Genomic DNA, 25120 nt, shown 5'->3' on the forward strand with positions numbered 1-25120 from the left:
AGCCCACCGAACATCTTTTCTCCTGCCAAACACGTTTGAAGGCTATCGCGCGGAAAAGGGCGGCAGAACCGCCAGCCCGTCCTTTACCCCCAGACAGCATGGCGTGCTTCCGGTACCGGATCGGCATCTGACGCCACGGACGCTTGACTGATCGCGACCGCAGCAGATCGCGGCCGGCTGATACTTGCAAGAGGGCTAAAGGACCAGCCTGATTAAAGGTCCTGCATCAACTTTTACAGGAGTTAGACATGCCTATTTTCATTACCTACGCGTCCTATTCACAGGATGGAGTCAAGGGGATGCTGAAAAAGCCTGTGGACCGTACGGCACCTGTCAGGGCTTTGCTGAAAAAGGTCGGCGGCAAGCTTTTGGGTTTCTATATGACGACGGGCGAAAATGACGTGGTGGTCATCAGCGAAGCACCGGACGGCACAGATGCCGTAGCAGTTGGAATGGCGGTTGCGGCATCAGGCGCGGTGTCAAAAGTTCATACGGTACGCGCCTGGAAGGCGAAGGATTTTGTCTCGGTCACCAAGAAAGCCGCGAAACTGACCGGCGCCTATGCGCCACCGGGCAAGTGATCGGAAAAAACGCGCGGAGGGCCTGTAAGCCGGATCTTGTTCCAGGGTTGCCCCCTTCGATGACCATTCCTCTAGGCCGTGCATTGCTGCGCGGCTCAAGCTGCCAACCCGGTCCCTCTCGGCCAAGACGCGCTTAGCGGTGGTATCGGCTGACGCCGACCTGTCCGCGCGGGGACCCTATTTGGCATTGCTCCCGGTGGGGCTTGCCGTGCCGCCGCTGTTGCCAGCGGCGCGGTGGGCTCTTACCCCACCGTTTCACCCTTACCGTTGACCGAAGTCGCGGGCGGTCTGATTTCTGTGGCGCTTTCCGTCGGGTTGCCCCGCCCGGGCGTTACCCGGCACCGTTGTCTTGTGGAGTCCGGACTTTCCTCTCGGGCTTGCACCCCAGCGGCCATCCGGTCCTCCGCGCAGTGCGGTGGGTATGCTTTGGGTTGGGTGGCGTCAAGTGGTAAGGGTGTGAAGGGGCCAGCCCCTTCTTGGCCTGCGGCCAATTCAACCCCGGGATATTTTTGGACAGATGAAGCTGCGGATCAGGTCCAGAGGGCAGAATGACCAAGTGGAGTGAAATCAGCAGGCTGTAGCGGTCCTTTGCCCCAGGGACGATACCGAAGGCGAACAGCCGCCAGCAAGGTGTCATCGTCCACATCAGCGCTGAACCCTGCCGCGCATGCCACGGTTCGGAACAGGTCAGTCGACGCGTCTTGCGGGCCGTCGTCAATTCCGCGTCGGGCGGCCAATCCGTTTCGCTCTAACCGAAGCCAATCAAAACGGGGGCCGGGATCGTATTTGCGACCGGGCGCCATGTCGGAATGCCCGATCACACCGCTTGGCTTTATGGCCCAGCGCGTCATGATCTGACGCAGCAGCCGTTCGAGCAACGCCATCTGAGGTTCTGAGAAAGGGTGCGTACCGGGATTGTCCAGCTCAATCCCAATGGAGCGGGAGTTGATGTCGCTCTGGCCGTGCCATTCGCCTGCGCCTGCATGCCAGGCGCGGTGTTCCTCGTGTACCATCTGCCAAAGCGTGCCATCCCTGCCGATCAGGTAGTGGGCCGAGACCTCATGTTCGGGATTGCACAAGCGATCCAGCGCCGCCTGCGCGCTGTCCATCGCGGTATAGTGGAAGACCACCAAAGACGGAGTCAGCCCGTCCCTGCGCTCACCAAAATTCGGGGACGGGTGCCAGATGGGTGTCTGTGGTTCAGTTGTTGACGGCACTGCGGAACGTGCTTGGGTCCCAACCGCAGGCGAAACCGTCGCCATCAGGGTCCAGGCCTTTGCGATCCTTCTGCGGTCCGCCGTTGGACAGGAAATCGATCTGCGCCTGATCGGCCGACGGGTAGCGGGCGCAGTTGCGCTGTGCCTTGGCCTGCAGGTTGAACCCGGCACGGCTGTAGAGCTGGGTTCCCACCGGGTTCGAGGTGTTCAGCGCATATTGCACAATATTGGGTTGGCCGTCCGAACCACGGGCCGGAACGGCTGTTGGTGCAACAACCTCATAGGTCTGACGGTTCTGTTCGATCCGCGCTGCATCGGATTCGATGGTTCGGCGATCCGAAACCGCGTCGAAGTCCTGTTCGTCCGAGATCCCGTTGTTGATGGGATCTTCGACCGGTGACGCGGGCGGTACATATGTGGGTTGCCCCGACGTGCTGGCCAAGGCAGCTGCGGTTGCCGAGGCAAGGTCAGCGTTTTCGCCGGTTGGCAGAGGAGCGTCAGCGCCGGGCGCGCCCAATTGTTGCTCGGTCACCTCGGCGGGGCCAAGCAGAGGATTTCCGGTGTATCCCTGCCCTGCCAACTGCGCCTCGCGCTGCGCCTGGTAGGTGGGCGTGTTGAAATCAGGGCCACCCACTGGTGCCACCGTATCACAGGCGGCCACCAACCCGATTGCGGGGATCAGAAGCGTAAAGCGCATCCAGCTGCTCCGTCTTGTATTGTCTTGCCTGACCCGAGGCTTACCACCATTTACCCGGCTTGGCCACAAACCCGGCCGCGTTCTCAAGCGCGTAGGCCGTGTTGAGCAGATCGCCCTCTTCCCACGGACGTCCAATCAGCTGCAGACCAAGCGGCAGGCCCTGCTTGTCCAGACCGGCAGGCACCGAAACACCCGGCAGGCCGGCAAGGTTTACCGTCACGGTGAAGACGTCGTTGAGGTACATCTGAACCGGATCAGCCTCGGCCATCTCGCCCAGACCAAAGGACGCCGACGGTGTGGCCGGGGTCAGAATCGCGTCAATGCCTGCGGCGAAGACATCCTCGAAGTCTTTCTTGATCAGCGTGCGGACGCGGCGTGCGCGGTTGTAATAGGCGTCGTAGAAGCCAGCAGACAGCACATAGGTGCCGATCATGACACGGCGCTGCACCTCGTGACCGAAGCCCTCGGCGCGGGTTTTCTCGTACATCTCGGTGATGCCGTCCCCCTGCGCCAGCGTGGCGCGGCGGCCATAGCGGACACCGTCATAGCGGGCGAGGTTCGAGGACGCCTCGGCCGGGGCAATCACGTAATACGCAGGCAGCGCGTATTTGGTGTGCGGCAGCGAGATATCGACGATCTCGGCACCTGCGGCTTTCAGCATCTCGGCACCATCGGCCCAGAGCTTTTCGATCTCACCCGGCATACCGTCCATGCGGTATTCCTTGGGGATACCGATCTTCTTGCCCTTGATGTCGCCAGTCAGCATCGCTTCGAAATTCGGCACGGCCAGTTCGGCGCTGGTCGAATCCTTGGGGTCGTGACCGCACATGGTTTCCAGCATGATCGCCGCGTCGCGCACGTTCTTGGTCATCGGTCCGGCCTGATCCAGCGAGGAGGCAAAGGCGACGATGCCCCAGCGCGAGCAGCGGCCATAGGTCGGCTTGATGCCGGTGATGCCGGTGAAGGCGGCAGGCTGGCGGATCGAGCCGCCGGTGTCAGTACCGGTTGCGGCCAGACACAGGTCAGCGGCCACAGCCGAGGCTGAACCACCCGACGAGCCGCCCGGGGTCAACTGCGCATCATCGTTGCCTCGGCGCCACGGGCTGACCGCGTTGCCATAGACAGAGGTTTCGTTGGACGAGCCCATGGCGAATTCGTCCATGTTCAGCTTGCCCAGCATAACTGCGCCCGCATCGGCCAGTTGCTGCGACACGGTGGATTCGTATTCCGGCTTGAAGCCTTCCAGAATCTTCGAGGCAGCCTGCGACGGCACGCCCTTGGTGCAGAACAGATCCTTGATGCCGATCGGCAGACCACACATGGCAGGCGCGTCGCCACCCTTGATCCGCTCATCCGCAGCCTTGGCGCGTTCCAGCGCGATCTCGGGCGTTTTGTGGACAAAAGCGTTCAGCGCATCGGCGTCATCGATGGCCTTCAGGCAGGATTCGGTCAGCTCGACCGAGGTCACGTCACCCTTGCGCAGCGCGTCGCGGGCCTCGGCCAGGCCCAGTTTGTTCAGATCGCTCATGTCTTACTCCACCACTTTGGGGACTGCGAAAAAGCCCTCGCGCGCGTCGGGGGCGTTGGCCAGAACCTTGTCCTGCTGGTTGCCGTCGGTGACCACATCCTCACGGCGTTTCAGGCGCATAGGCTCAACCGAAACCATCGGCTCGACGCCTTCGACATCCACTTCGTTCAGTTGCTCGATGAACCCAAGGATGGTGTTGAACTCGGACGCCAGCGCGGGCAGCGCGTCATCCTCGACCTTGATCCGGGCCAGTTTGGCCACCTTGGCGGCGGTGCTTTGGTCAATCGACATCGGAAAACCTCATATGCGTTAGGGGGCATTTACCTGTCTGGGGGCCGGGTCGCAAGACCGCCGAGGGGTCGATCAGCCGCGTTTCGGCCTGCGCATGGCAACTGCCATTCAATTTTGCATATCCCCTATACGCAAAAGTAAACCGAATAGTTCATTTTCGGCATTGAAAAACTGTACTAAACGGTTCATTTCATGATGTATGGCACAGCCACTAACCGGAGAAAGACAATGAAAACGTTCATGACCGCATTCGTATTGGCGACCACTGTTCTTGCAGCACAGGCGCAGGCCTTTGGCCCCACCATGAACACCCTGACGCGCGACCTGACCTTCCCGGAAACCGTCTCGCAGCCCGTCACGCAGGATCAGACCAAGCTGGGCAAATGACATCCCCCCTCTCCGGGTCGGGTATCCGACGCCCGGCCCGGAAAAACTGCAATTGACTGCTGCGCTTATTGCGTCCAACCGCTAGGGTGATCAAAGTGATCCGCCGGACCAAGCATCGGGGCCGGTAAGCCAACGGAGCAGTAGATGAGCGCGCGCAAACAAGCAGTTCTGGACGCAATTGATGCGGCCAATACCCAAGACCCCAACCTTGATGACGGCCAGCCGGTCGAGCTGCTGTACGGCCAGCGCATGAGCGCTGAGCTGGACCGGCTTTTCCCGGACGCCTCAGATGTGCTGCAAATTGCGGCTCGGGGTCAGCATGTCGAGCGCTGGAAACTGGCACGCAGCGAATACCCCGAGGGCCGCGCCGGATATCTGGCCTGGCGCAAGGCGCAGGGCGTCCATCACGCCGAGGTTGTCATGGCGATGATGGAACAGGCCGGTTACGGCGCGGATGAGATCGAAGCCGCCGGGCGGATGCTGCGCAAACAGGGCATCAAGCGGGATGACGACGTTCAGGCATTGGAAGATGTGATCTGCTTCGTGTTCCTGAAATGGTATTTTGCCCCCTTCGCCGAGAAGCACTCAGCCGAGAAGATCCAGAGCATCGTTGAAAAGACAGCCCGCAAGATGTCAGCCGAGGGCCGGGCGCGGGTCCTGTCCGAATTCGACCTGCCCGAACACCTGGCCTCTGCGTTTCAAACCTGAGTTTCAGGGCTGAGACGCGCGGGTCATGTGCCTGCGATAGACCTCGATCATCCAGCCCAGCATGGTGGCGTTCAGGATATGCCACATGAAATGCGTGCCCAGCGGAAGCTGGGCGCAAAGGGGTTCGTCCAAAGCGCGAAAGGTGATCGAGGCGATCAGGATGGCCGCCCCGATCGCAAGACCACGGGCCGTGTCCGGCACACGTTTGCGCAGCAGAAACGCGTAGATCAGAATCAGCAGCGGCACCGGAGCGTAGCCAGCCGATCCGCCCAGACCCGGAATGAACTGGAACAGAGGGACAGTGGCTGCGGCATAGGGCACGAACAGAAGGGTGACGATCAGGGCATAGCCTGGCCGCATGTGCCAGACATCCCGATTGATGGCGAAGATATAGACCAGAATATACAGCAGAATCGGCGCGACATCGGCCATCGCGGCCCAGACCTGCGCATGGGTATGGAACAGGTAACTGCCCACTCCGATCACCGCGAGGATGATCACCAGGCCAATTGCCAGAGGTACCCCCTGCCCGCGCACACGCCGCCACATGACAAAAGCCGCGATCAGAAACGCCGCGTTTGTCACGGCGTTGATCGGCTCGGCCCAATAGGCGGGCGACAGGCGCTCGCAATAGCCGTCAATTTCCTGAAACCAGTCCATGAACTTTTACATAACCGATGCTAGGTTGATGCCAAGAGCTTGTTTTGGGAGGACGTTTTCATGAACATCATTTGGCTGGGGCACGGCAGTTTCCGCATCGAAACCGAAGGGCAGGTTCTGCTGATCGACCCCTGGCTGACCGGCAACCCGGTGCTGGAGGACCATCATCACCACACTGCGCTGGACGGGGCGACGCATATTCTGCTGACCCACACGCATTTCGACCATGTGGCTGATGTTGTTTCGCTGGCCAAGCACCTGAAAGTGCCCGTGGTCGGCCAATACGATCTGATGGGGTATTGGGCCGAGGCGGAAAGCATCGAAACCATCGGCTTCAATAAGGGTGGCACGGTGAACCTGAACGGGGTGATGGTGTCGATGGTGCCCGCCTCGCACAGCTCAACCTTCTCAACCCCTGATGGCCTGCGCACGGGCGGCAGCGAGGTTGGTTTCATGATCGCGTCCGAGGGGCATATGCTCTATGTCTCGGGCGACACAGACATCATGGCCGATATGGACTGGATGGGAGACTATTACAAACCCGATATCGGCATTCTGTCAGCGGGTGGCCATTTCACTATGGACATGAAAGCGACGGCCTATGCGGCCAAGCGGTACTTCAACTTCAAAACCGTGATTCCCTGCCACTACAAGACCTTCCCGATTCTGGAACAGTCCGCTCAGGCGTTGATCGACGGGCTACCGGGTGTGGATGTGATCGAGCCCGAATTGATGAAACCGATCACTCTCTAGGATCACGCCGCGCGGCAAAGAAGGCTTTCAGCAGGTCGGCGGCCTCCTGTCCTGCGATGCCGTCATAGATCTCGGGGACATGGTGTGCCTGTTTATGGGTGAACACCCGCGCGCCATGGGCCACGCCGCCGGATTTCGGATCGGCGGCGCCATAATAAATGCGCCGGATACGCGCCGCGGCCAATGCCGCCGCACACATTGCGCAGGGTTCCAGCGTCACATAGAGGTCATGGTCAGGCAACCGTTCAGACCCGGCCTCGGCGCAGGCGGCGCGCAGGGCCAGAATCTCGGCATGGGCGGTGGGGTCGTTCAACTCACGCGTCCGGTTTCCAGCTGTGGCCACAACGCGACCGTCAGGCGCGACGATGACGGCGCCCACCGGAACCTCTCCGCGATCTGCCGCTGCGCGCGCTTCAACCAGCGCCTTGTCCATATGCGATCTGAACTCCATGCCTCTGACTGCATCAGAAACCTGTCTTTCGCAAGCGGGCGGGATGCGCTATGGGCTGCGGATGACCAAAACCCCTCCTCCCGGCGACCGGATCGCCAAAGTGCTTGCCCGCGCAGGTGTTGCCTCGCGCCGTGAAGCGGAACGCATGATCGAAGCCGGTCGTGTGACCGTGAATGGCAAGACCATCGATAGCCCTGCCCTGAACGTCACCGGCAAAGACAAGATCACCGTTGACGGCAAGCCGGTGTCCGAACCCGAACCCTCGCGCCTGTGGCTGTATCACAAGCCGCCCGGTCTGGTGACGACGACGCGCGACGAAAAGGGCCGCGCGACCATCTTCGACAATCTGCCCGAAGACATGCCCCGCGTCATGAGCGTTGGTCGGCTCGACCTCAATTCCGAAGGGTTGCTGCTGCTGACCAATGATGGCGGCATCAAGCGCAAGCTCGAATTGCCCTCGACCGGATGGTTGCGGAAATACCGCGTGCGTGTGAACGGGCGGCCCAAGGACGAGGATTTTGCCCCTCTGCGCAAGGGCCTTGTGGTCGATGGCGAGCGGTTTTTGCCTATGGACGTCTCGCTGGACCGCCAACAGGGCGCGAATGCCTGGCTGACCATCGGCCTTCGCGAAGGCAAGAACCGCGAAATTCGCCGCGCGATGGAAGATATCGGCTATGCCGTGAACCGCCTGCTGCGTGTGTCCTATGGCCCGTTCCAACTGGGCAGCCTGAAACAAGGCGAGGTCGAGGAAATCCGCCGCCGCGTGATGCGCGATCAGCTGGGGCTGGATGCGGAACCTGAAGCCAAGCCGAAACGCCCCGCACGACCGCAACGAAAACGGGCGCCAATCGGCAAGAAAACTCGCAAGTGACGCGGGTTTGCCAACCTTCCCCCTAGCGCCAAGCCCTCGTATCGCCTAAATTTTCCGTGAGCGTTGCTTATGGGGGGCGTCATGTCAGGGACCGGAGTGCAAAAACTGGCCTATGCGGCCTTGTTGGTGCTGTTGTTCGGTGTCTGCACCGGCGTACTGGGGGGCCTTTAGCGCATGTCACAGCGGTATGGCGGAAAATTCAGCCCTCAAGGCGGTGGGTCCGACGACGACAAACCGCCGCGCGGGCAATTCCACGGCGCAAGGGTCGAACCGGCAGGCGCACGGGTAAATATTCTGTTCTTGCCCGCCATACCACTGGTGTTTCTGTCGCTGAACGACGGCGCGGTCGGGATGACGATCGGGCTGATCGCAGCAGGCCTTCTGACCGGTGCCGCCTTTCTTCTGCGCGAGGGCTTGCGCGCCGAGGCCGCCTTTAACGCGCGCCGCACCGCCCGCCGCCCGGCCTTTCCCCGCAAGATTTTCGCAAGTGTACTGACCGGCCTGGGTACTGCTCTGGCAGCGTATCGGTCCGAGTATCTGGACGCCGAGACCGCTGCGCAGGCCAGTCTGGTGGCTCCGATCCTGTTTGGCGCGGTGGCCACGGTGCTGCATTCGGTGTCCTTCGGACTGGACCCGATGAAAGACAAGGGCACGGAGGGGATCGACACCTTTCAGCAGGACCGCGTGGCCCGAGTGGTCGAGGACGCCGAAACCCATCTGTCCGAGATGACCGATGCCATCAAACGCGCCGGTGACCGCCGGGTCGAAGCGCGGGTCGAACGGTTTCAGGACACCGCCCGCGATCTGTTCCGCACGGTCGAGGAAGACCCGCGCGATCTGGCAGGCGCCCGCAAATACCTGACCGTTTACCTGCAGGGTGCGCGCGACGCGACAGTGAAGTTCGCCGACGTCTTTGCCCGCACACGCGACGCGCAGGCGCTGGCCGACTACACCGCCCTGCTGGACGATCTGGAACAGAATTTCGCGGCCCGCACCCGCAAGATGCTTTTGGATGACCGCAGTGATCTGACGGTTGAAATTGACGTGTTGCGCGAACGTCTGCAACGCGAAGGCGTCCGGTTGGACTGACCGGACAGTTATTTGAGAAAGGATTACCCCATGTCCGATGCGATCAAGAACAAGGCGGTCGAGGCCGAAACACTGGTTCAGGAAGTCACTGCTGTGGCCCTGCCCGAGCCCGTGGCCGAAGTTGTTTCGCTGGAGGAGGCCGACGAACCCGTCAGCGCCGAAATCCGCAAGCGGATGGATGAGATCGACATGGACAACACCAACTCGATTGTGTCCTTCGGCTCATCCGCTCAGGCGGAACTGCAGGAAATCAGCCAGGCGATGCTGGCCGATGTGCGCAATAAGGATGTCGGCCCCGCCGGGGACAGCCTGCGCAACATCGTGACCACAATCCGTGGTTTCTCGGTCAGCGAATTGGACGTGCGCCGCGAGCGCAGCTGGTGGGAAAAACTACTTGGCCGCGCAGCGCCTTTCGCCAAGTTCACCGCGCAGTACGAAAACGTTCAGGGCCAGATCGACCGTATCACCGACGACCTACTGGGCCATGAACACACGCTGTTGAAAGACATCAAGTCGCTGGACCTGCTCTATGAAAAGACGCTTGGGTTCTATGACGAACTGGCGCTTTACATCGCGGCGGGTGAGGAAAAGCTGACCGAGCTGGACAGCCACGACATCCCTGAAAAAGAGGCCGAAGTTCAGGCCGCGCCCGAAGACCAGCAGGTCATGAAAGCGCAGGAGCTGCGCGACATGCGCGCCGCGCGCGACGATCTGGAACGTCGGGTCCATGACCTGAAACTAACCCGTCAGGTGACGATGCAATCGCTGCCCTCGATCCGTCTGGTGCAGGAGAATGACAAGTCTCTGGTAACCAAGATAAACTCGACGCTGGTGAACACCGTGCCGCTGTGGGAAACCCAGCTGGCGCAAGCTGTCACCATCCAGCGCAGCGCCGAGGCCGCCGCCGCCGTGCGCGATGCCAATGACCTGACCAACGAATTGCTGACCTCGAACGCCGCCAATTTGCGCGAGTCCAACAAGATGATCCGCGAGGAGATGGAGCGCGGCGTGTTCGATATCGAAGCGGTCAAACAGGCCAACGCCGACCTGATCGGTACAATCAATGAAAGCCTTGCCATCGCGGACGAAGGCAAGGCCAAGCGCGCCGCTGCCGAACAGGAACTGCAGAAGATGGAGGCCGAGTTGCGCGACACGCTGGCCTCGGCAAAGGCGCGTCAGGACGGGATCGGCGACACTGCCGGAACGGCGGTTCCGGGCTGACGGCGGGTCGCGCGTGCGGGTATCGGGATATCTGAAACGCCTGTTGGGTTTGGTATCGCTGTTGGTTTTGGCCAATTGCGATGAAACCTTGACGTCTTCGGTTGTCCCGCAACCGCGCCCCACGGCGCCCGCGCCTGCACCCAATGCCTATGTCCCGCCGTCCGCGGCCAGTCAGGATCTGGCGAGGTTTTATCAGCGGGTCGAACGCGATCTGCTGACCCGTGACATGTTGCGAGTGGATGGCGGCGGCCCTGACACCCCCTACGATGCCGACGATCTGGCGCGTAATTTTGAGGACATCGCCTTTTACAGCGAATACCCAGACCACGCTGTAACCACGCGCCTTCAACGAACGGATGGACAATTGAGCCGGTGGGGTGGCCCAGTCCGCATTCAAACCGAGTTCGCCCCTTCCGTTTCACCTGAAGCGCGAGGAAAAGACGCGGCCGAGGTTGAAGCTTTCGCCGAGCGGCTAGCGAGGTTGACGGGCCATCCAATCTCGGTCGTCAACCGCAAAGCCAATTTCCATGTGTTCTTTGCTGGTAAAGATGACAGTTCTTATGTGGTAAAGCGTCTGAAACAACTGATCCCCGGTATAAGTACGCCTTCGCTTGATCTGGTTGCCAACCCGCGCGCCAATATCGACTGCCTTGTTTTTGCATCTCCGACGAAGGGATCGCCTTATAGGTTTGTGCGTGCAGTCACGCTTATCCGCGCAGAATTGCCGGACCTTACGCGCCAAAGCTGTATTCACGAGGAAATTGCACAGGGGCTTGGGCTGTCCAATGACAGCCCTACGGCACGGCCTTCGATTTTCAACGACAATGATGAGTTTGCGCGACTGACCAGCCATGACGAGAAGCTTCTGACAATGTTGTACGATCCGCGCCTTGAACCCGGAGTAACAGCCGAAGATGCCCGTCCCGTGGTACGGATAATCGCACGCGAATTGATGGGCCAGAAGCTCTGAGCCCAAGGAAAGGAGACCCCAATGGGTATTTTCGATTTTCTGACCGGAGAATTCATCGACGTCATTCACTGGGTCGACGACACACGCGACACCATGGTCTGGCGCTTCGAACGTGAGGGGCACGAGATCAAATACGGCGCCAAGCTGACCGTGCGCGAAGGTCAGGCGGCCGTGTTCGTGCATGAGGGGCAGTTGGCGGATGTTTTCACGCCGGGTCTCTATATGCTTGAAACCAACAACATGCCGATCATGACGACCCTGCAGCATTGGGATCACGGCTTTCAGTCTCCGTTCAAGTCCGAGATCTATTTCGTCAACACGACCCGGTTCAATAACCTCAAATGGGGCACCAAGAATCCGATCATGCTGCGCGATCCCGAATTCGGGCCGACCCGTATCCGGGCCTTCGGCACCTATACAGTGCGCGTGAAGGATGCCGCAAAGTTCCTGATCGAAATCGTTGGCACCGATGGCGAATTCACCATGGACGAGATCAGCTTTCAGATCCGCAACATCATCGTGCAGGAATTCAGCCGCGTGATCGCCGGGTCGGGCATTCCGGTTCTGGACATGGCCGCCAACACCGCCGATCTGGGCAAGCTGATCGCCGCCGAAGTGTCGCCGGTGCTGGAAAGCTATGGGCTGGAGATGCCCGAGTTCTACATCGAGAACATCTCGCTTCCGCCTGCGGTCGAAGCGGCGCTGGACAAGCGCACGTCGATGGGGCTGGCCGGTGATCTGGGCAAGTTCACTCAGTACTCCGCAGCCGAGGCGATGACCGCCGCGGCCAACAACCCCGGTCAGGGCGGCGGTATGGGTGCGGGTCTTGGCATGGGTATGGGCATGGCGATGGCCAGCCAGATGGCAAACATGGCAGCGGGTCAACCCAGCGGCCCGTGGGGCAGTTCCGCCCCCGCTGCCCCGCAACCGGCTGCGCATGTGGCGCCGCCGCCGCCTCCGGTCGAGCATGTGTGGCATATCGCGGTGGATGGCCAGACCAGCGGGCCGTTTTCGAAGGCCAAGATGGGACGGATGGCGACAGACGGGGAAATTACCCGCGACACCCATGTCTGGACCGCCGGTCAAGACGGCTGGAAAAAGGCCGGAGACGTGCAGGAACTGGCGCAGTTGTTCACCATTCTGCCGCCGCCGCCGCCCGGCGCCTGACCTTTCACACGTCCGCGCAAGAATAAGGCCGCACGATGACCGAAGAACATCGATTTCCCTGCGAGCAATGCGGTGCAGATTACCGGTTCAACCCAGGTGATGGCAGCCTGACCTGCGACCATTGCGGGCATTCCGAGGCGATTGGCGCTGGCCCCTGGGGCGGTGCCAGCCTGAAGGAGCTGGATTTCGATGCGGCCATTGCGGACCGCCTGCCCGACAGCGAGATCGAGGAAACGCGTGTTCTGTCCTGCCCAAACTGCGCGGCTCAGGTCGAGTTCGACCCCGCCACCCACGCCGCTGAATGCCCGTTCTGCGCAACGCCGGTGGTCACGGATACCGGTGTCAATCGGCATATAAAACCGCGTGGGGTGCTGCCCTTTGCCATAGATGAACGAGCAGCGCACAAGGCGATGGGGGACTGGCTGGGGCGGCTGTGGTTTGCGCCGAACGGGTTGCAGGAATATGCCCGCAAAGGTCGCAAGATGCAGGGCATTTACGTGCCGTACTGGACGTTTGATGCGGATACGCAATCCAGCTATCGCGGCGAGCGTGGCACCGTCTACTATGAAACCCGGACCATCATGCGCGACGGCAAGCGCGTGCAGCAGCAGGTGCCCAAGGTGCGGTGGTCTCCGAAATCCGGGCGGGTAAAGCGGTTCTTTGACGACGTGCTGGTATTGGCTTCGCGGTCCTTGCCCAAAAGCTACACTGACGCGCTGGAACCCTGGGACCTTCCGGCGCTGGAGCCTTATCAGCCGGAATATCTGGCAGGCTTCCGGGCCGAAGCCTACACAGTCGAATTGCAGGAAGGCTACACCGAGGCGCGCGGTTACATGGCGCGGGTGATCGAGCGGGATGTGCGCTTTGACATTGGTGGCGACCGCCAGCGGATACACGCGATCGATACCGATGTACGCAACGTGACCTTCAAGCATATCCTGCTGCCGGTCTGGATGGCAGCCTACAAGTATCGCGGCCAGACCTATCGCTTTGTCGTGAACGGCCGTACCGGCCGCGTTCAGGGTGAGCGCCCATGGTCCGCCATCAAGATCACCATAGCCGTTGTTCTGGGCCTGCTTGTGGCCGCTGGTGTCGGGTATTTGATGGCGACCGGACAGCAGGGCTGAAGCGGTTACCAAGCCTGCAATTGTTAGCGCTTGAACTTCGCGCGATCAGACGCCATTCTGCGCCGCGTCAACGCCGAGCGGGGAGGCCTGTGTGACACTATCCGATCTGACTCAACTACTGACAGCACGGCATTCCTGCAGGGCCTTCCTTCCCGATCCGGTGCCGAAGCGGCAGATCGAAAAAATCCTGACCAGTGCCACCCGTGTTCCCAGTTGGTGCAATGCCCAACCCTGGCACGTTATCCTCACCAGCGGCGAAGAAACCGACCGATTTCGAGAAGCGCTGCAGAAAGAGGCCACGACCGGCACCCCTGCCCCGGACCTGCCCTTTCCGACCTCGTATTCGGGGGTCTATCAGGACCGCCGCCGGACTTGCGGCTGGGCCTTGTATGAGGCGGTGGGCGTGGAACGCGGCGACCGCGCGGCCTCGGGCCGGCAGATGATGGAGAATTTCTCGCTGTTCGGCGCACCGCATTGCGCGATCATAACCAGCCCGAAGGAACTTGGGGCCTATGGCGCGCTGGATTGCGGCGGGTTCGTTACCGCGTTTTCACTGGCCGCACAGGCACTTGGCGTGGCCACTATCCCACAAGCGGCGGTCGCCACGTACAGCCCGTTTCTGCGCCGCTATTTCGACATCCCGGACGACCAGATGATTTTATGCGCGATTTCCTTTGGCTATGCGGATAAAGATCACCCCGCCAATGGCTTTCGTACCGACCGCGCCGACCTGAGCGAGATTGTCGAATGGCTCGGGTAACAAACGCACCAGGCGGAGAGTAGATTTGCGCGCAGTCCTACAAAGAGTTTCACGCGCCAGCGTATCGGTCGGCGGTCAGGTCATCGGCCAGACCGGACCGGGGCTGATGATCCTGGTCTGCGCAATGCAGGGCGATGATGAGGCAAAAGCGGATCAACTGGCCGCCAAGGTCTCGAAACTGCGCATCTTCAAAGATGACGCCGGGAAAATGAACCGCTCGGTGAAAGATATCGAAGGCTCGGCGTTGGTGATCAGCCAGTTCACGCTGGCCGCCGATACGTCGCGCGGCAACAGGCCCGGCTTTTCCGAAGCAGCGGCGCCAGACCTTGGCAAACGTCTTTATGAAGTGTTCGCCCAGCGCCTTAAGGCGCATGGCGTGCCGGTCGAGACCGGTGAGTTCGGGGCGGATATGGCGGTAGAACTGGTCAATGACGGACCGGTCACGATTTGGGTGGAAAGCTGATGGACAGAAAAGAACAGGCAATTCGCATCTGGCAGGCCGGTGTTGATGCCGTGGGCGGCCACGCCGCGACCAGCAAAGTGCTGCACGATATCCCCGCACCCGATCAAATCCTGGCCGTGGGCAAACCCGCTGCCGCGATGGCCCTCGCCGCTTTGGAGCATTTTGGCCCACGCCCGACGCTGGTTGTCACCAAGGACGACCACGGGCGCGACCTGCCGGATCATGTGACAGTGATCGAGGCGTCCCATCCGGTTCCCGACAGCCGCAGCCTTCAGGGCGGTCAGGCCCTGCGCGAAGCGGTCCAAGCGATGCAGCCCGGCTCGCATCTGCTGTTGCTGGTGTCCGGCGGGGCGTCTTCACTGGCCGAGGATTTGCTACCCGGAAAAACGCTGTCCGATCTGGAGCAGTTGAACAAACAGCTGTTGGCCGAGGGGCTGGACATAACGGCCATGAACGCCGAGCGCCGCAAGCTGTCGCGGATCAAAGGCGGCGGGCTTCTGTCTCATTTTCAAGGAAAAAAGGCGACTGTACTGGCGATCTCGGATGTGCCCGGGGATGACCTGAATGTTGTGGGGTCGGGGATCGGGGCACTGCCGGACAGCTATGGCTTTGAGGCAAGCACGCAGATCGTGGCCTCGAATGCTCATGCCCGCGCGGCCGCTGCGGATTTGGCAAAAGGCGAAGGCCTGACGGTTCTCACCAACGAAGAATGTCTGCACGATGACTTTTTGAACGTCGCCGAAGCGCTGGGCACGCGCATCCGCGCCATGCCCAGCGGCGTCATGGTTTTCGGCGGAGAGCCTACGGTTGTTCTGCCCGAAAACCCGGGGCGCGGGGGGCGTAATCAGGGGTTGGCGCTGGCCCTGGCCCGCGAGATTGCGGAATCCGAGGGAATTACCGTCGTTGTCGGCGGAACCGATGGCACGGACGGTCCAACCGATGCGGCCGGCGCTGTCATCGACGGCACCACCTGGGGCGAAGGCGCAGAACATGCGTTGCAGCAGGCGGATAGCGGCAGTTATCTTGATCGCGTCGGTGCATTGCTGGTGACAGGGCCGACGGGAACGAATGTAATGGATCTGCTTGTCGCAATCCGCGAATGATCTGACGATTTTGACCGAAATTGGTTTGCAGTCCCCGCCGACAGTGTGCGGATGACACCGCCTGCCAACGCGCTACGCACAATCGAAGACAACCCCGACGTCGGCATTGAGATGCCCGATGGCTGCCGCTTGTCTGCACGCATCTGGCGTCCGACGGATGCAACGGAACACCCTGTCCCTGCTATTCTGGAATTTCTGCCCTATCGCAAGCGTGACGGAACGACCGTGCGCGATGCGCTGACCCACCCTTGGTTTGCGGAACGGGGCTATGCCTGCATTCGTGTCGACATGCGCGGCAATGGCGACAGCGAAGGGCTGATGGAGGACGAATATACCCGGCAAGAGCTGGACGATGCCGTCGCGACGATCCATTGGCTGGTGCAGCAACCGTGGTGTACCGGCATGGTCGGGATGATGGGGATCAGCTGGGGTGGGTTCAACGCGCTGCAAGTGGCAGCGCTGCAACCCGATCCATTGAAGGCGATCATCACCCTATGTTCCACCGCCGACCGCTATGCGGACGATATCCACTATAAAGGTGGCTGCCTGCTGAACGAGAACTTGGGCTGGGGCGCGACGATGTGGTCGTACTCCTCCCGTCCTCCGGACCCGGATCTGCGTCCGAATTGGCGCGAACTGTGGCTAGAGCGGCTGGAGCATGAGCCGTTTTTGCCCTCGGTCTGGCTGCGTCATCAGCGGCGGGACGCGTATTGGCAGCACGGCTCGGTTTGCGAGGATTTCAACGCGATTCAGGTGGCGACTCTGGCGATCGGCGGCTGGGGGGATGCCTGCAAGAACACCGTGCCTTTGCTGGTTGAGCAACTGACAGCCCCGGTCAAAGGGATCGTGGGGCCTTGGGTGCACAAGTACCCTCATTTCGCAGTACCCGAACCAAGAATCGGATTCTTGCAAGAAGCTCTGCGCTGGTGGGATCACTGGCTGAAAGGCATCGATACGGGCGTCGACAAAGATCCGGCCTACCGGTCCTACCTGATGGATGGTGTGCGACCACAGCGCTGGTACAATGAACGGCCGGGGCGCTGGATTGCCGAGGCCGAGCGGGCCACGTCTCATCTACCAGCCCTGACGCTGGGTCTGTCGGATGAGGGCCTTGGACAGAACGGAACACTGGACGTTCGGGTGAGGTCACCGCAGACCTGCGGCATGGAAAGCGGAGAATACTGCGCCATCTGGCTGGGCCCCGACATGCCCGGAGATCAGCGCACTGATGATGCGCTTTCGGCCTGTTTCGATGGCGCACCGCTGGCTGGGGACATAGACATCGTCGGCGCGCCACGCATTCGCCTGCGCCTGAGTGCCGACCGCCCGCAGGCGCAGATTGCCGTTCGGCTGAACCATGTGCACCCGGATGGGGCCTCGACACGCATTACCTATGGCGTGCTGAACCTGACGCATCGCGACAGCCACGCCGAGCCAACACCGCTGACGCCGGGCGCCGCTTATGAGGTTTCGCTGGATCTGGACCACATCGCCTACCGTGTACCCAAGGGGCACAGACTGCGGGTCGCAATCTCCAGCGCCTATTGGCCGCTGATCTGGCCGTCGCCCGAATGCACCGAACTGCACCTGACGCAAGGTGACATCACCATACCGCAGCGCCCGTCCGGTGATGACGAGTATGCGTTTCCACCGCCCGCGTCGGCGCCGCCGCTGGGGCAGACGTCCTTGCGCGCACCGCACAATTCGCGGCGGGTGGAAACGGACATGAACTCGGGCGAAACCCACCTGATCATCGAGGATGACTTTGGTCTGGTTGCCAACAATGACCACGGCCTGATCCACGGCGGAATGGCGCATGAACGCTGGACGATCCACCCGGATGATCCCCTCTCGGCCCGGGGATGTTGCAAATGGACGCAAGAAATCAGCCGGAACGGTATCGACCTGCGCACAGAAACGTCATGCGAGATGTGGGCGGATCAGAATTCCTTTTTCCTAAGGGCTCGTATAGATGCCTTTCAAGACGACAAACTGGTATCAACCAAGCAACTGGAGGATGCCATACCTCGTGATCAAATGTGATGCGGGACGCTCAAGTGTCAGACATTTGTTCTTGCCCGCCCGACCGAATTCCGCCTACTTTGACTCACGCGTCAATAAAAAGCCCAAAAGGGCAACAATCCAATCAACCGGGAGACCATGATGAACGAACAAATCACTCACATGACCAAACAGGTCACAGCCGGCAAGCTCACCCGCCGCGAATTCATGGGGAAGGCTGCGGCTTTGGGTGTTTCTGCGGCCATGGCCAGCACCATGTTTGCAGACGCCGCACGCGCGGCTGGCCCGAAAAAGGGCGGCGACCTGAAGATCGGCTCGGTAGGTGGCGAATCGACGAACTCTCTGGACCCGGCGACCTACGCCAGCCAGGTGCCTGCTCTCAATGGTCGCCAGTTTGGTGACACCCTGGTGGTCGTAGCGCCGGACGGCTCGATTGAATCACGTCTGGCCGAAAGCGTGGAAGCCAGCGCTGACGCCAAGGTGTGGAACTTTAAAATCCGCCCTGGTGTCGAATTCCACAACGGCAAGACACTGACCAGCGAAGACGTGCTGAAAACCATGCAGCGCCATTCGGACGAAAACTCGAAATCCGGTGCCCTGGGCATCATGAAAGAGATCGAGTCGATGAAGACGGACGGCGACGTGTTCTCGGTCACGTTGAACAGCCCGAATGCTGATTTGCCGTACCTCATGGCAGACTATCACCTGATCATTCAGCCGGACGGTGGCCTCGACAATCCGGGCGCGGGTATCGGCACAGGGCCATACAAGATGGAAGTAAACGAGCCGGGTGTGCGTCACGTTTACACGAAGTTCGACAATTACTGGGCGGATGACGGCCATTTTGACAGTGTCGAAATTATTGCCATCAACGATGCAACCGCACGTACCGCGGCGCTTCAGTCCGGTCAGGTTCACCTTATCAACCGGGTTGAGCCCAAGGTGGCCAATCTTCTGGGCCGCGCTCCGGGTCTGACCGTACAGCCCACGACGGGTCGCGGTCATTACGTATTCATCATGCATTCGGATACCGCCCCGTTCGACAATCTCGATCTGCGGCTGGCTCTGAAATATGCGATCAACCGCGAAGAGCTGGTTGAAAAGATCCTGCAGGGTTATGGGTCTGTTGGCAACGACATGCCGGTCAATGCGGCCTATCCGCTGTTTGACGATACAATCCCGCAACGCCAGTTTGATCTTGAAAAGGCAGCCGAGCATTACAAGAAGTCCGGCCACGACGGATCACCGATCGTTCTGCGTACCTCGGATGTCGCATTCCCGGGCGCGGTGGACGCTGCGGCGCTGTTCCAGCAAACGGCAAATCAGGCCGGTATCCCACTTGTCATCGAACGTGTTCCGGGTGATGGCTACTGGTCCGAGGTCTGGAATGTCCAACCGTTCTGCGCCTCTTACTGGACGGGCCGTCCGGTACAGGATCAGATGTACACCACCGCGTACCTCTCGACCGCCGACTGGAACGACACACGTTGGAAACGGCCCGAGTTTGACGACATGCTGAATCAGGCAAAAGGTGAGCTCGACACCGCCAAGCGGAAAGAGATCTACTCTCAGATGGGTCGACTGCTTAACGAAGAAGGCGGCCTGATTTGCCCGATGTTCAACCAGTTCATTGACGGTGTCAGCGACCAACTGGCTGGTTGGGAGCCGGATCCGTATGATGAACTGATGGGCGGCCAGGCCTCACGCAAAATGTGGTTCGCCTGATACGGGCGCTGGATCATGCATCCCATCATCAAACTGGTTTCCCAGCGCCTTGCGCTGGGACTCCTCTTGCTCTTTGGTGCATCGGCTCTGATTTTCGGCCTCACCGAAGCTCTTCCCGGGGACGCTGCCCAAGCTGTCCTTGGTCAATCCGCAACCCCCGAATCTTTGGCCAACCTGCGCGAAGAGATGGGCCTCAACCGCCCTGCCCTGACCCGTTACTTCGAGTGGCTGGGCGGCATTCTTCAGGGTGATCTGGGTCAGTCCCTGACCAACAAACTCGATATCGCGGAAAGCATTGGAAAACGGCTGGGGAACACGCTGTTTCTGGCCTGTGTTGCAGCCATCGTATCGGTTCCACTTGCCATCTTTCTGGGTTTGCTGGCCGTCCGGTACCGCGACCGCTGGCCCGATAAATTAATCTCTGCTGTCACGCTTACAACTGTTTCGATCCCCGAATTCCTGATCGGCTACCTGGTGATCTACTTCATCTCGGTGAAACTGGGCTGGTTTTCTTCGCTCGCTATGATCAATGATTCAATGTCTTTCGGAGAAAAGCTCTATACCATCGCCCTGCCCGCGTTCGTGCTGACACTGGTGGTTCTGGCGCAGATGATGCGGATGACCCGCGCCGCGATCCTGAACCTGATGCAGTCGGCCTATATCGAAACGGCCGAGCTGAAGGGCCTGTCGAACTTTCAGGTCATTGCACGCCATGCGTTTCCCAACGCAATCTCGCCCATCGTCAACGTCGTGATGCTGAACCTGGCCTATCTGGTCGTGGGCGTCGTCGTGGTTGAGGTGGTGTTCGTGTACCCCGGCATGGGGCAATATCTGGTGGACTCGGTGACGAAACGCGACGTGCCGGTTGTTCTGGCCTGCGGCGTCGTCTTTGCCGCCGTCTATATCGGGCTGAATATGGTTGCCGATATCGTGTCCATCCTTGCCAACCCAAGACTGAGGCATCCGAAATGATGAAGAATATTCCTATTTCGGCAATGATCGGTCTGTTTTTCACCGGGCTGTACTTTTTCATCGCGTTCGCGGCACCACTGATCGCCCCCTACGGTATGGCCGAAGTGGTCGGCGATGTGTGGGAACCGTCCAGCGCCGAGCATTTGCTGGGCACTGACAATATCGGGCGCGATCTGTTGACCCGTATGATCTATGGCGGCCGCACAACGATCTTCATCGCTGCAGCGGCCACGATCCTCAGCTTTGTCACCGGCACCTCGCTGGGCCTGCTGGCGGCTGTGCTTGGCGGTTGGGCCGATCAGGTTCTCAGCCGGGCGGTTGATCTGGTCATGTCGATCCCGACTCTGATCCTGGCGCTGGTTATCCTGGCGATTGTTCCGGTGACCGTTCCGATCCTGATCCTGGTGATGGGCCTGCTGGACGCCACGCGCCCCTACCGCCTGTCCCGGTCCGTCGCTGTGGACATCAACGTGATGGACTACGTTGAGGCCGCAAAGCTGCGTGGTGAAGGTCGGACATGGATCATCTTCCGCGAAATCCTACCCAACGCCCTGTCGCCTCTGGTAGCTGAGTTCGGTCTGCGGTTCATCTTCATGGTTCTGTTTATCTCGACCCTGTCCTTCCTGGGTCTGGGTGTTCAGCCGCCGCTGGCGGACTGGGGCGGCATCGTGAAGGAAAACAAGGACGGCATCGTCTATGGCATCGGCGCGGCGCTGTACCCCGCTGTGGCCATTGCGACGCTGGCCATCTCGGTCAACCTTGTAGCTGACTGGGTCCTGAACCGTACCACATCGCTGAAAGGAGGCCGGGGATGAGTGATACCCTTCTCAAGGTCCGCGACCTCAAGATCGGCGCGACCGTCTATCCGCCGGGCGAAAAGCCCCATGACATCGAAATCGTGCACGGGGTCAGCTTTGACCTCGAGCGCGGCAAGGTGCTGGGTCTGATCGGCGAATCCGGCGCCGGTAAATCCACCATCGGTCTGGCCTCAATGGCCTATGGCCGGGGTGGTGTAAAAATCACCGGCGGCGAGGTTTGGGTAAACGGGCGCGATATCCTCAAGACGTCTCATGGGGATATCCGCAAGCTGCGCGGGGGAGAGGTCACTTATGTGTCCCAATCCGCTGCCGCTTCGTTCAACCCCGCCAAGAAGATCATGGATCAGGTGGTCGAAGCGGCTGTCGAACAGAAGAAATTCACCCGCAAAGAGGCCGAAGCCCGCGCGCGTGAACTGTTCGCCAAGCTGGGTCTGCCCGACCCGGACAATATCGGCAGCCGCTACCCGCACCAGGTTTCCGGCGGTCAGCTACAGCGTTGCATGACGGCGCTGGCGCTGTGCCCCGAGCCTGATCTGGTGGTGTTTGACGAACCCACGACGGCCTTGGACGTGACCACTCAGATCGACGTTCTGATGGCCATCAAGGAAGCCATCGCAGACACCGGCGTTGCCGCGCTCTACATCACCCATGACCTGGCGGTTGTGGCGCAGGTGAGCGACGACATCATGGTTCTGCGGATGGGCAATACGGTCGAATACGGCAACACCGATCAGATCATCAACAACCCGCAGGAAGACTACACCAAGGCGCTGGTCTCGGTACGGTCGATCGAGCACGAAGAGAAGAAGCCCACACCAGAACCGGTGCTGAGCGTTGACGGTATCACCGCGCGCTACAAGGGTCTGAATTTCGACGTGCTGCACAACGTCAATGTCGAGCTTCATCCGGGGCAGACGCTGGCGGTTGTGGGCGAATCCGGCTCGGGCAAGTCGACGCTGGCACGGGTGATCACCGGCCTGCTGCCGCCGCGCGATGGTGAGATCACCTTTAACGGGCGCAAGCTGAGCCCCGATCTGAAGGGCCGTTCGCTGGAAGACCTGCGCGAGCTGCAGATGATCTATCAGATGGCTGACACCGCGATGAACCCGCGTCAGACTGTCGGCACGATCATCGGTCGCCCGTTGGAGTTTTACTTCAACATGCGCGGGTCCGAAAAACGCAAACGTGTCATCGAGCTGCTGGATGAGATCGAGCTGGGCGAAAAGTTCATCGATCGCTATCCTGCGGAACTGTCCGGTGGCCAGAAACAGCGTGTCTGTATTGCGCGGTCGCTGGCGGCAAAGCCCAAGATGATCATCTGTGATGAGGTCACCTCGGCGCTGGACCCGCTGGTTGCGGACGGCATTCTGAAACTGCTGCTGGATCTGCAGCAGATCGAGGACGTGGCCTATCTGTTCATCACCCACGATCTGGCGACTGTCCGCGCGATCAGCGACAGCATCGCGGTGATGTATCAGGGCCGTGTGGCGCGGTACGGGTCGAAGAGCGAGGTGCTGAGCCCACCGTTCGACGACTATACCGACCTGCTGCTCAGCTCGGTGCCCGAGATGCATCTGGGTTGGCTGGAAGAGGTTGTCGCCCATCGCAAAATGGAAAGCGCGGGGAACTGATCCCTGCCAAAAGAAACTTCGAAATCCCGGCGCTTGTCACAAACAGGTGTCGGGATTTTGCTATTCGGGGCGCGAATGGGCAGCCCGTGCACGGCGAATCCCCTAGGCTCGCCTGAAGTGTTAAAGAAAAGGGTCAGACTATGGACCGCAAAATCCTTCTCATCATTCTGGACGGCGTCCCGTGGCGCAACTTTCGCCGGTTGTTCGGCAACCTCGAAGGCTGGGTCGACAGTGGCGAGGCGCAGGTTTGGAAGCTGCGCTCGGTGCTGCCATCGATCTCGGCCAGTTGCTATGCCTCGATCCATACCGGCGTCACACCGCAGGAACATGGCTGCACCGGCAATGGCAATGTCTTCCGCCTGAGCCACAAGGACGTGTTCAGCCAGATACGTGAGGCAGGCGGCGTAACCGGCGCGGTCACCCACAGCTATTGGTCGCAGTTCTTCAACCGCCACCCGTTCGATTACGTCCGCGATGTCGAATATGACGAGCCCGACAGCAAGACGATCAACCACGGTCGCTTTCACACCATGACCGGCTATAGCAAAGCCAACCAGATGACGCCGTGTGACGTGGACCTGTTTGCCTCGCTGACGAATCTGTGCCTGCGGTTCGGGCTGGATTACGGCATCCTTCACACCTGCACGCTGGACAGTATGGGCCATCGGTTTTTTCACGATTGTCAGGAAATGGACCACGCCTGTTTCGTGATGGACGAGATGCTGGCACCCTTCATCCCCCGCTGGCGGCAGTTGGGCTACGAGGTTATCGTCACCGCCGACCACGGCCAGGATGAGCGCGGGCACCATGGCGGTCGCAGCCCGTTACAGCAGGAAACCGCGCTGTATTATTTCGGCGACGCCAAAGGCCCCGAGGCGGACGCTGTGATCGACCAGCTACAGCTGGCCCCCACGATCCTGAACCGCATGGGCGCACCGGTTGCGGAAACGATGAAGGCCGCGCCGTTCCTGAAATAAGGGATCAGTCGTAGGGCCAAACCTCCTGGCCCAGTGCCTCGATGGCGATCGAAATCCGCTCGAAACTGTCTGCGGCGCGCTTTACCGAGGTTCGCGCCCGCAGATAGCCATGCACAAGGCCGGGTTCGTTGATCCAATACGCCCGCCCGCCGGCTGCAGCGATCTGCTCGCAATAGATCGCCCCATCATCGCGCAACGGATCGCAATCCGCCGTCACGACCACGGTCGGCGGCAAGCCCGAGAAATCGGTATCGTGCAGAGGCGCAAATGTCGGGTCGTTTTGCGGAACCGTGCCGCCACAGCGGACTTTCTCGTAGAACTTGATTTCGTCCAGCGTCAAAAGCGGCGCGTGTGCGTGTTCGATGTAGGAGCCAACTGATATGTCTCCGCCCAATCCGGGATAGACCAGGACCTGCCCCAGCACATCCGCAAGCCGCCCACGGCCATAATGCGCGACCGCGGCGGCGAGGTTCCCCCCCGCGCTGTCCCCGGCCAGAACCAGTGGGTCGCTGAATTCTGTTGCTGCCCAGTTGGTGGTAGTCCAGCTGTCCTCGAACTGCGCGGGATGCACTTTCTCAGGACACAGGCGGTAATCCACGGCAACCACCCGATACCCGGTCTGTGCGCAAATCTCGGCGCAGACGTCGTCGTGGCTGTCCAGCCCGCCAACAACAAAACCGCCGCCGTGAAAATAGACGACGGTTCGCGTTGGATCACCGGCTGTGTAGATCCGGACAGGCACGCCATCGGCGGACCTGTCCTGCACATCCAGGCCCACAGGCCGGGGTTGGCGAAAGTCCTGACACATCTCGTTGTAGACGCGACGCTGATCCTCGATTGTCAGATCGACCGCGTCGTCAGGATAGCTTTCAGCCGTTCGTCTTATGAACGCCCAGGTTTCTTCATCGATCAGACGTTCATAATCCATTGT

Annotated in this window: 26 protein-coding genes and 1 other RNA gene; 19 read left to right on the plus strand and 8 right to left on the minus strand. The window is 60.5% G+C overall.

Features of this window, described 5'->3' with window-relative positions; genetic code table 11:
* Positions 1 to 248 precede the first annotated feature (248 nt).
* Positions 249 to 581, plus strand: a complete 333-nt coding sequence (locus ACR0DO_RS03590) for a GYD domain-containing protein (protein WP_170441009.1) — start codon at positions 249 to 251, stop codon at positions 579 to 581.
* Between the two features lie 9 nt (positions 582 to 590).
* Here ACR0DO_RS03590 and rnpB read toward each other — a convergent pair.
* The 5 genes from rnpB to gatC all read right to left on the minus strand — a co-directional run bounded on the left by rnpB (position 591) and on the right by gatC (position 4314).
* Positions 591 to 988: RNase P RNA component class A (rnpB, locus tag ACR0DO_RS03595), an RNA gene on the minus strand.
* Between the two features lie 123 nt (positions 989 to 1111).
* The gene (locus ACR0DO_RS03600) at positions 1112 to 1798 is read right to left on the minus strand and encodes an N-acetylmuramoyl-L-alanine amidase (RefSeq protein ID WP_480556765.1); all 687 of its coding nucleotides are present in this window, start codon (positions 1796 to 1798) and stop codon (positions 1112 to 1114) included.
* On the minus strand, positions 1782 to 2495 hold the full coding sequence (locus tag ACR0DO_RS03605) for a hypothetical protein (RefSeq protein WP_170670651.1): 714 nt from the start codon (positions 2493 to 2495) through the stop codon (positions 1782 to 1784). The genes ACR0DO_RS03600 and ACR0DO_RS03605 overlap by 17 nt, the downstream gene beginning before the upstream one ends.
* A 40-nt stretch (positions 2496 to 2535) precedes the next feature.
* Positions 2536 to 4023: an Asp-tRNA(Asn)/Glu-tRNA(Gln) amidotransferase subunit GatA gene (gatA, locus tag ACR0DO_RS03610; protein ID WP_480556766.1), complete on the minus strand. Its 1488-nt coding sequence runs from the start codon at positions 4021 to 4023 to the stop codon at positions 2536 to 2538.
* 3 nt (positions 4024 to 4026) lie between these two features.
* Entirely contained in the window at positions 4027 to 4314 is a 288-nt protein-coding gene (gene gatC / locus ACR0DO_RS03615) for an Asp-tRNA(Asn)/Glu-tRNA(Gln) amidotransferase subunit GatC (protein ID WP_170325838.1), read from the minus strand.
* Positions 4315 to 4542: 228 nt separating this feature from the next.
* Here gatC and ACR0DO_RS03620 point away from each other — a divergent pair, with 228 nt between their 5' ends.
* A complete protein-coding gene (locus tag ACR0DO_RS03620) occupies positions 4543 to 4701 on the plus strand; it encodes a hypothetical protein (protein ID WP_170441001.1) in 159 nt (52 codons plus the stop codon).
* Between the two features lie 144 nt (positions 4702 to 4845).
* The gene (locus tag ACR0DO_RS03625) at positions 4846 to 5409 is read left to right on the plus strand and encodes a DUF4202 domain-containing protein (RefSeq protein WP_480556767.1); all 564 of its coding nucleotides are present in this window, start codon (positions 4846 to 4848) and stop codon (positions 5407 to 5409) included.
* Between the two features lie 3 nt (positions 5410 to 5412).
* Here the strand turns inward: ACR0DO_RS03625 and ACR0DO_RS03630 are convergent, their stop codons facing one another.
* Positions 5413 to 6069, minus strand: a complete 657-nt coding sequence (locus tag ACR0DO_RS03630; protein WP_480556768.1) for a ceramidase domain-containing protein — start codon at positions 6067 to 6069, stop codon at positions 5413 to 5415.
* Positions 6070 to 6129: 60 nt separating this feature from the next.
* On the opposite strand from ACR0DO_RS03630, the gene ACR0DO_RS03635 reads away from it, so the two are divergent.
* Positions 6130 to 6822 carry a metal-dependent hydrolase gene (locus ACR0DO_RS03635; protein ID WP_480556769.1) on the plus strand — a complete coding sequence of 231 codons (693 nt, stop codon included), beginning with the start codon at positions 6130 to 6132 and terminating at the stop codon, positions 6820 to 6822.
* Here the strand turns inward: ACR0DO_RS03635 and ACR0DO_RS03640 are convergent.
* A complete protein-coding gene (locus ACR0DO_RS03640) occupies positions 6812 to 7273 on the minus strand; it encodes a nucleoside deaminase (protein ID WP_480556770.1) in 462 nt (153 codons plus the stop codon). The two genes, ACR0DO_RS03635 and ACR0DO_RS03640, sit on opposite strands and share 11 nt — an antisense overlap.
* 61 nt (positions 7274 to 7334) lie before the next feature.
* Here ACR0DO_RS03640 and ACR0DO_RS03645 point away from each other — a divergent pair, with 61 nt between their 5' ends.
* The 15 genes from ACR0DO_RS03645 to ACR0DO_RS03715 all read left to right on the plus strand — a co-directional run bounded on the left by ACR0DO_RS03645 (position 7335) and on the right by ACR0DO_RS03715 (position 24189).
* Positions 7335 to 8144: a pseudouridine synthase gene (locus ACR0DO_RS03645; protein ID WP_480556771.1), complete on the plus strand. Its 810-nt coding sequence runs from the start codon at positions 7335 to 7337 to the stop codon at positions 8142 to 8144.
* A gap of 174 nt (positions 8145 to 8318) precedes the next feature.
* Positions 8319 to 9233 (plus strand): 5-bromo-4-chloroindolyl phosphate hydrolysis family protein, encoded by a 915-nt coding sequence (locus ACR0DO_RS03650; protein ID WP_480556772.1) that lies wholly within the window; start codon positions 8319 to 8321, stop codon positions 9231 to 9233.
* Between the two features lie 30 nt (positions 9234 to 9263).
* A complete protein-coding gene (locus ACR0DO_RS03655; protein WP_421599237.1) occupies positions 9264 to 10454 on the plus strand; it encodes a toxic anion resistance protein in 1191 nt (396 codons plus the stop codon).
* A gap of 43 nt (positions 10455 to 10497) precedes the next feature.
* Positions 10498 to 11424 carry a DUF2927 domain-containing protein gene (locus ACR0DO_RS03660; protein ID WP_480556773.1) on the plus strand — a complete coding sequence of 309 codons (927 nt, stop codon included), beginning with the start codon at positions 10498 to 10500 and terminating at the stop codon, positions 11422 to 11424.
* 21 nt (positions 11425 to 11445) lie between these two features.
* The gene (locus tag ACR0DO_RS03665) at positions 11446 to 12591 is read left to right on the plus strand and encodes an SPFH domain-containing protein (RefSeq protein ID WP_480556774.1); all 1146 of its coding nucleotides are present in this window, start codon (positions 11446 to 11448) and stop codon (positions 12589 to 12591) included.
* Between the two features lie 35 nt (positions 12592 to 12626).
* Positions 12627 to 13718: a TFIIB-type zinc finger domain-containing protein gene (locus ACR0DO_RS03670; RefSeq protein WP_480556775.1), complete on the plus strand. Its 1092-nt coding sequence runs from the start codon at positions 12627 to 12629 to the stop codon at positions 13716 to 13718.
* 91 nt (positions 13719 to 13809) lie between these two features.
* Positions 13810 to 14478, plus strand: a complete 669-nt coding sequence (locus ACR0DO_RS03675; protein WP_480556776.1) for a nitroreductase — start codon at positions 13810 to 13812, stop codon at positions 14476 to 14478.
* A 25-nt stretch (positions 14479 to 14503) separates the two neighbouring features.
* The gene (gene dtd / locus ACR0DO_RS03680; protein WP_480556777.1) at positions 14504 to 14941 is read left to right on the plus strand and encodes a D-aminoacyl-tRNA deacylase; all 438 of its coding nucleotides are present in this window, start codon (positions 14504 to 14506) and stop codon (positions 14939 to 14941) included.
* Positions 14941 to 16044, plus strand: a complete 1104-nt coding sequence (locus ACR0DO_RS03685; RefSeq protein ID WP_480556778.1) for a glycerate kinase type-2 family protein — start codon at positions 14941 to 14943, stop codon at positions 16042 to 16044. Before dtd ends, ACR0DO_RS03685 begins: the two co-directional genes overlap by 1 nt.
* A 51-nt stretch (positions 16045 to 16095) precedes the next feature.
* Positions 16096 to 18087 (plus strand): CocE/NonD family hydrolase, encoded by a 1992-nt coding sequence (locus tag ACR0DO_RS03690; protein ID WP_480556779.1) that lies wholly within the window; start codon positions 16096 to 16098, stop codon positions 18085 to 18087.
* Positions 18088 to 18207: 120 nt separating this feature from the next.
* Positions 18208 to 19791 carry an ABC transporter substrate-binding protein gene (locus ACR0DO_RS03695; RefSeq protein ID WP_480556780.1) on the plus strand — a complete coding sequence of 528 codons (1584 nt, stop codon included), beginning with the start codon at positions 18208 to 18210 and terminating at the stop codon, positions 19789 to 19791.
* Positions 19792 to 19806: 15 nt separating this feature from the next.
* Positions 19807 to 20763 (plus strand): ABC transporter permease, encoded by a 957-nt coding sequence (locus ACR0DO_RS03700; protein WP_480556781.1) that lies wholly within the window; start codon positions 19807 to 19809, stop codon positions 20761 to 20763.
* A complete protein-coding gene (locus tag ACR0DO_RS03705; protein WP_480556782.1) occupies positions 20763 to 21578 on the plus strand; it encodes an ABC transporter permease in 816 nt (271 codons plus the stop codon). The genes ACR0DO_RS03700 and ACR0DO_RS03705 overlap by 1 nt, the downstream gene beginning before the upstream one ends.
* Positions 21575 to 23212, plus strand: a complete 1638-nt coding sequence (locus ACR0DO_RS03710) for an ABC transporter ATP-binding protein (protein ID WP_480556783.1) — start codon at positions 21575 to 21577, stop codon at positions 23210 to 23212. The genes ACR0DO_RS03705 and ACR0DO_RS03710 overlap by 4 nt, the downstream gene beginning before the upstream one ends.
* A 140-nt stretch (positions 23213 to 23352) precedes the next feature.
* Positions 23353 to 24189 (plus strand): alkaline phosphatase family protein, encoded by an 837-nt coding sequence (locus tag ACR0DO_RS03715; RefSeq protein ID WP_480556784.1) that lies wholly within the window; start codon positions 23353 to 23355, stop codon positions 24187 to 24189.
* 4 nt (positions 24190 to 24193) lie between these two features.
* Here ACR0DO_RS03715 and ACR0DO_RS03720 read toward each other — a convergent pair whose 3' ends face one another.
* Positions 24194 to 25117, minus strand: coding sequence for an alpha/beta hydrolase (locus tag ACR0DO_RS03720; RefSeq protein WP_480556785.1), 924 nt, complete (start codon positions 25115 to 25117; stop codon positions 24194 to 24196).
* Positions 25118 to 25120 lie beyond the last annotated feature (3 nt).

The organism is Ruegeria sp. AM9 (assembly GCF_056540565.1).

Coding starts and splice junctions, on each gene's coding strand:
- ACR0DO_RS03685 (WP_480556778.1), top strand. CDS start 14,941: ATGGACAGAAAAGAACAGGCAATTCGCATCTGGCAGGCCGGTGTTGAT.
- ACR0DO_RS03705 (WP_480556782.1), top strand. CDS start 20,763: ATGAAGAATATTCCTATTTCGGCAATGATCGGTCTGTTTTTCACCGGG.
- ACR0DO_RS03720 (WP_480556785.1), bottom strand. CDS start 25,117: ATGGATTATGAACGTCTGATCGATGAAGAAACCTGGGCGTTCATAAGA.
- ACR0DO_RS03665 (WP_480556774.1), top strand. CDS start 11,446: ATGGGTATTTTCGATTTTCTGACCGGAGAATTCATCGACGTCATTCAC.
- ACR0DO_RS03635 (WP_480556769.1), top strand. CDS start 6,130: ATGAACATCATTTGGCTGGGGCACGGCAGTTTCCGCATCGAAACCGAA.
- ACR0DO_RS03625 (WP_480556767.1), top strand. CDS start 4,846: ATGAGCGCGCGCAAACAAGCAGTTCTGGACGCAATTGATGCGGCCAAT.
- ACR0DO_RS03605 (WP_170670651.1), bottom strand. CDS start 2,495: ATGCGCTTTACGCTTCTGATCCCCGCAATCGGGTTGGTGGCCGCCTGT.
- ACR0DO_RS03690 (WP_480556779.1), top strand. CDS start 16,096: ATGACACCGCCTGCCAACGCGCTACGCACAATCGAAGACAACCCCGAC.
- ACR0DO_RS03670 (WP_480556775.1), top strand. CDS start 12,627: ATGACCGAAGAACATCGATTTCCCTGCGAGCAATGCGGTGCAGATTAC.
- ACR0DO_RS03655 (WP_421599237.1), top strand. CDS start 9,264: ATGTCCGATGCGATCAAGAACAAGGCGGTCGAGGCCGAAACACTGGTT.
- ACR0DO_RS03650 (WP_480556772.1), top strand. CDS start 8,319: ATGTCACAGCGGTATGGCGGAAAATTCAGCCCTCAAGGCGGTGGGTCC.
- ACR0DO_RS03620 (WP_170441001.1), top strand. CDS start 4,543: ATGAAAACGTTCATGACCGCATTCGTATTGGCGACCACTGTTCTTGCA.
- ACR0DO_RS03695 (WP_480556780.1), top strand. CDS start 18,208: ATGAACGAACAAATCACTCACATGACCAAACAGGTCACAGCCGGCAAG.
- ACR0DO_RS03710 (WP_480556783.1), top strand. CDS start 21,575: ATGAGTGATACCCTTCTCAAGGTCCGCGACCTCAAGATCGGCGCGACC.
- ACR0DO_RS03590 (WP_170441009.1), top strand. CDS start 249: ATGCCTATTTTCATTACCTACGCGTCCTATTCACAGGATGGAGTCAAG.
- ACR0DO_RS03715 (WP_480556784.1), top strand. CDS start 23,353: ATGGACCGCAAAATCCTTCTCATCATTCTGGACGGCGTCCCGTGGCGC.
- ACR0DO_RS03700 (WP_480556781.1), top strand. CDS start 19,807: ATGCATCCCATCATCAAACTGGTTTCCCAGCGCCTTGCGCTGGGACTC.
- ACR0DO_RS03645 (WP_480556771.1), top strand. CDS start 7,335: ATGACCAAAACCCCTCCTCCCGGCGACCGGATCGCCAAAGTGCTTGCC.
- ACR0DO_RS03640 (WP_480556770.1), bottom strand. CDS start 7,273: ATGGAGTTCAGATCGCATATGGACAAGGCGCTGGTTGAAGCGCGCGCA.
- gatA (WP_480556766.1), bottom strand. CDS start 4,023: ATGAGCGATCTGAACAAACTGGGCCTGGCCGAGGCCCGCGACGCGCTG.
- gatC (WP_170325838.1), bottom strand. CDS start 4,314: ATGTCGATTGACCAAAGCACCGCCGCCAAGGTGGCCAAACTGGCCCGG.
- ACR0DO_RS03630 (WP_480556768.1), bottom strand. CDS start 6,069: ATGGACTGGTTTCAGGAAATTGACGGCTATTGCGAGCGCCTGTCGCCC.